This is a genomic window from Paenibacillus sp. 01L418 (assembly GCF_056400045.1).
In genome coordinates this window covers 1-4,637 of record NZ_JBFTSN010000469.1, presented here as the reverse complement: position 1 = coordinate 4,637, position 4,637 = coordinate 1, and the positions used below count along the sequence as shown (strand labels likewise).

The 4,637-nt window shown below is 39.0% G+C and carries 7 protein-coding genes and 1 tRNA gene; 4 read left to right on the top strand and 4 right to left on the bottom strand.

The window, feature by feature from the left end; all coding sequences use genetic code 11:
* On the top strand, nt 1-480 hold a 480-nt coding region (locus AC1DSE_RS30570), incomplete at its 5' end, for a lytic transglycosylase domain-containing protein (RefSeq protein ID WP_477528726.1).
* A gap of 107 nt (nt 481-587) precedes the next feature.
* On the opposite strand, the gene AC1DSE_RS30565 is transcribed toward AC1DSE_RS30570, so the two are convergent.
* Nucleotides 588-806, bottom strand: a complete 219-nt coding sequence (locus tag AC1DSE_RS30565; RefSeq protein WP_053377233.1) for an alpha/beta-type small acid-soluble spore protein — start codon at nt 804-806, stop codon at nt 588-590.
* 143 nt (nt 807-949) lie between these two features.
* Here AC1DSE_RS30565 and nrdR point away from each other — a divergent pair, with 143 nt between their 5' ends.
* Nucleotides 950-1,432, top strand: a complete 483-nt coding sequence (gene nrdR / locus AC1DSE_RS30560; protein ID WP_053377232.1) for a transcriptional regulator NrdR — start codon at nt 950-952, stop codon at nt 1,430-1,432.
* Between the two features lie 43 nt (nt 1,433-1,475).
* Nucleotides 1,476-1,551 (top strand) — tRNA-Ala (locus tag AC1DSE_RS30555).
* 310 nt (nt 1,552-1,861) lie between these two features.
* Here AC1DSE_RS30555 and AC1DSE_RS30550 read toward each other — a convergent pair.
* From AC1DSE_RS30550 to AC1DSE_RS30540, 3 genes are all read right to left on the bottom strand, one after another.
* Entirely contained in the window at nt 1,862-2,488 is a 627-nt protein-coding gene (locus tag AC1DSE_RS30550; RefSeq protein WP_477528725.1) for an FMN-dependent NADH-azoreductase, read from the bottom strand.
* Between the two features lie 70 nt (nt 2,489-2,558).
* Nucleotides 2,559-3,143, bottom strand: a complete 585-nt coding sequence (locus tag AC1DSE_RS30545; RefSeq protein ID WP_477512581.1) for a DUF3238 domain-containing protein — start codon at nt 3,141-3,143, stop codon at nt 2,559-2,561.
* Between the two features lie 102 nt (nt 3,144-3,245).
* On the bottom strand, nt 3,246-3,830 hold the full coding sequence (locus AC1DSE_RS30540) for a DUF3238 domain-containing protein (RefSeq protein WP_477512582.1): 585 nt from the start codon (nt 3,828-3,830) through the stop codon (nt 3,246-3,248).
* Between the two features lie 151 nt (nt 3,831-3,981).
* Between AC1DSE_RS30540 and AC1DSE_RS30535 the strand changes: the two genes are divergently transcribed.
* On the top strand, nt 3,982-4,455 hold the full coding sequence (locus tag AC1DSE_RS30535; protein ID WP_477512583.1) for a MarR family winged helix-turn-helix transcriptional regulator: 474 nt from the start codon (nt 3,982-3,984) through the stop codon (nt 4,453-4,455).
* The last annotated feature ends 182 nt before the right edge of the window (nt 4,456-4,637 follow it).

The window sequence follows — 4,637 nt, the reverse complement described above, 5'->3', positions numbered from 1 at the left end:
GAGTGGATGTATCCGGTTCATTACAAAGAAGACATTCGTGCAAGTGCTTCTAACTATGGCATTGAGTCGCATTTAGTGGCCGCGATTATTCGCAGTGAAAGCAATTTTCAGACAGGCAAGGAATCGAAGAAGGGTGCACTGGGCTTAATGCAAATTATGCCTGATACGGCTGCATGGGTCGTTCAAAAAGCAGGATTTCAAGCCGTAACGGATGATATGCTTATGAATCGTGCAGACGTTAGCATTGAGGTTGGCGCGTGGTATTTAAGATCTCTTAATCAACAATTTGATCAAAATAAGATAGCTGCAATTGCTGCATACAACGCGGGTCCAGGAAATGTTCGCAAGTGGCTTGACTCGGGGACTTGGGATGGAACGATCGAATCGGTTAAAGAAATTCCGTTTGGAGAAACTAGACACTATGTGCAGCGAGTCATTTACTATTATAATAAGTATAAGGACTTATATCCGAGTCTTTAATGGATGATCCTTAACGATAACGAAAATAAATGAAGCCTTGGAGGCTCGTCTCTTCATGGACGAGCCCTGCCAAAGCTTCGGTTATTCATACAACTTTTAATGAATCATTATTTGTATTGACCAGCAAGGGATTGCTCGGCAATTTGCACTAGGCGACGGGTAATGTATCCCCCGATGGAGCCTGCGTCTTTTGTAGCCATGTTGCCGTAGTATCCGTCTTGCGGAATTGCGATGCCTAGCTCTTGAGCAACTTCATATTTCATTTGGTCAAGGGCAGCTGTCGCTTGTGGCACTACCAATTGGTTACTGCTGCGGGATGCGCTCATGTATGTTCACCTCCTTGCGGTTGGTAAAAGTATTATGTGCAAAAATCTGAACTTCATTACAGGAATTACATGGAAATTAAATTTTTTTTTCGAAGAGTCCATTTTTGAGGCTCAAGCGACTAAGAAAGGAGGCAATACGCATCATGAAATGCCCATACTGCGACTATGCCGGAACGAAAGTATTAGATTCCAGACCGGCCAACGAAAACAAATCCATTCGTCGCCGCCGTGAATGCGAAAAGTGCAGCCGCCGCTTCACGACATTCGAAATGATTGAAGAGACGCCTCTGATCGTCATCAAAAAAGATGGCAGCCGTGAAGAGTTCAGCCGTGACAAAATATTGCGGGGTCTTATCCGCGCCTGCGAGAAGCGTCCGGTACCAGTGGAGCGTCTAGAGGTAATCGTATCCGAGGTTGAGAAGGAGCTGCGCACAACGGCACATGCCGAGGTTGATAGCAGCGATATTGGTGGAATCGTTATGAACGAGCTTTATCCTGTAGATGAGGTAGCTTATGTCAGGTTCGCATCTGTTTATCGCCAATTCAAGGACATCGATATGTTCATGAAGGAGCTCAATAATTTGCTGTCCAAACACCCGCTCAATGGTATGATAGATAAAGATTGACAGTTTTGACGACCCTGTGCTAAGATCAATCTTGTCGTCATTTGGGGCCTTAGCTCAGCTGGGAGAGCGCATCGCTGGCAGCGATGAGGTCAGGGGTTCGATCCCCCTAGGCTCCACCATAATAAACCATTCAAACCACTTCTGTTGAAGTGGTTTTTTTATTATTTGGTGGAGCCTAGCAAGGGGCAGATCGCGCGCACGAAGCGTCAGTGTAGGAGCACGGCATCGAAATTACCGCTATGCTTTGCTTCATACGGATAATATCTGTGAAAATATAATCAGAATTTCGATCCCCCAGGGTTCAGTCCGTGCGGACGTAATGAAATGAGTGGGCATCGAAGGAAAGTAGTAAGAAAAGCCAATAAAAAAGCAGTACCACCACTATAAAAGTGTTGATACTGCCATATTCAGTGATAATTGTTTTACTAGTTAGAATTTACTTGCTACTTTAAGAGCTTTTTCAAGACCATTCGCAATGATCTCTTCTGCTTTTTCTGGGAATTGATTGTGGCCTTCTATCACAATTGTCTCTATATCATTTACTCCGAAGAAGCTCATCATACTTGCTACATATTTAACAGCCATTTCAACGTCAGCTTTTGGTCCTTCAGAATATACACCGCCACTAGCGTTTAATAATGCAATTTTCTTATTCCCCATAAGTCCTACTGGACCGTCTGGTGTATATTTAAATGTTTTACCTGCTCGGTTTAAATAATCAATATATGTGTGTAGCACAGCTGGGATTGTTAGGTTCCATAATGGGAAACCAAACACAACTTTATCAACAGCAAGKAATTGATCTAAATATTTATCAGCAACAGCTACTGCTTTTGCTTCTTCTGCTGTTAACGCAAGTCCTTTACTTGTTTTAAAAGTGCCATTAATCATATCTACGCCTACATATGGCAATTCATCCTTGTATAAATCAAGCTCTATTATTTTATCATTTGGATGCGATTCTTTGTAACTCGCAAAAAATGCATCATATAATTTTACACTGACCGATTGATTTGCTGGGCGATTGTTTGCTTTTACGAATAAAACTGTTGTCATTTGTTCCTCCTGATGTTCACTACTCTAAGGTGTTTTATTTTTAATTACTAAAAAGTTCATCATATTGGGTTCACAATATCTTTTTGAATCTATACTCCATATCCCCACCCATAGCTGCAGGTGTATCACCAGTTTCTCTGAAATCATGAGTATAAATTTGTTCAAACGGACCCCAATTTACTTGCTTATAAAATTCATAACAAGGGAATCCATCGTGTTCCCCTTGAATGTCGACAATACCATCTTTTTTGACAAGTACAGTTAATAGATAGTCAACAGGAGGTGCTAATACATTTAATGGGTTGCTAGCACTTGCACTCATTTGAAATTTGACCTCGTCTGACTCCCATACAATATCCGTGCACAAAATGCCTTCCGTACTAGCTTTTCCTGATCTTTTATTAATGGAACCATCAGGAGTTGTGATTTTTTCTGTTGTTATGCCAGTATTCACATATGTGAAAATTTCTTTTTTGTAGAAATCTACAATTACTTCTTGTTCAATTCTTGAACGCAAAGTGTTTACTGCATAAGGTGTAAACTCACGTGAGTCACCTTCGAATTCGATTGTGTTACCCGTTTGAATATCTTTCCTAGGTTCAGTCCAAGATGTTGGAATAAATACACTTGCTCTAACTTTAACGATAGTAGTCATGAGAATACACCTCTGTAATGTTTAATATTATTTTTCGTATGGTTAAATGCTTGCTTTTCCTTTAATATTTGCTGTTTACAATCTTCTACTTAATATTTATTTCTAGAGTGTCGCTTTGAAATTGTATTCCATTTCCCCTGCTAGCGCTGCTGGAGTGTCACCAGTTTTTCTGAAATCATGTGTATATATGAATTCAAATGGACCGAAATCTGTTTGTTTATAAAATTCATAGCAAGGGAACCCATCATGGAAACCTTCGATATGTGCATCCCCACTTTTGTTAACGTTTATAGTTAATACATAGTCAGCTGCAGGTGCTGATGTATTCAAAGGATTGCTGGCACTTGCCCTCATTTCAAAAGAAACATCATCAGCGCCCCACATAACATTCGTACATACAATGTTTTGTGTATTTGTTTTTCCTTTTTTATGTTCGATAGAACCGTCTGGATTTGTAATTTTCACAGTCGTAATACAAGCATCTGCAAATGTGAAAATTTCTTTTTTATAAAAATCAATAATCACTTCTTGCTCTAATCTTGATCTCATTGTATTTACAGCGTAAGGTGTAAATTCGCGTGCATCACCCGTATATTCGAAGATCCTTCCAGTTGAAGGATCTTTAATAGGTTCCAACCAAGCATACGGTGCAAATACACTTCCTCTAATTTTAACGATATTAGCCATAAGAACCCTCCATAATTTATTAATTTTGTCTCGGTGAATTCTATTTCTTTCACAATCGTAATATAGTCAACTTGATTGACTATATTACGCATAGTACAATGAACTCTGAACAAAGTCAACCTAGTTGACTTTATGTAAGGAGGTAATATGTATGAATAATCAATTTTTTAGTGAATTAGATCTTACATCCCTTTTGTCATTATCTTTTAGTGTATCGATTAATGAACTACATAACAGATTGAGTGAATTGGGATTTGATGATATTAGACCTGTACATGGTTTTATGTTTAAATGTATCAATCCTAATGGAGCAACAGGTATAGAACTAGCCGAATATTTAGGAGTTACAAAGCAAGCTGTGAGTAAAATGGTGGATTATCTCGAGCAATGTGGTTATGTAATACGCAAAGCTCATCCCACTGATAATAGAGGGAAAATTATTATTTTGACCGAACGAGGTTGGTTAGTAGTGAAAGCAAAAGAGAAGATTCTAACTGAGATTGAGCAACGTTGGATTGAAAACATTGGAGCAGAACGACTGCAAATGCTCAAAGAAGATTTATCAAAATTAATTTATGGAGCAAATGAAGGTAATTTACCAACAAGAGTAAGACCTGTCTGGTAATTATAGAAAATTAAAACCCTTCCTATGATTGAACGGGACTGACCCCCAAAAATAGACATTAGAAAAAAACCTGGGTTAATCTAAACTATTTTAGGGGGTGTTTGGCATTGGCTACAAAAGGACAGAAGTTTAAACGTTACAGTTAGGAGACCAAGCTAAAAGCAATCGAGCTAAAGCTAGGT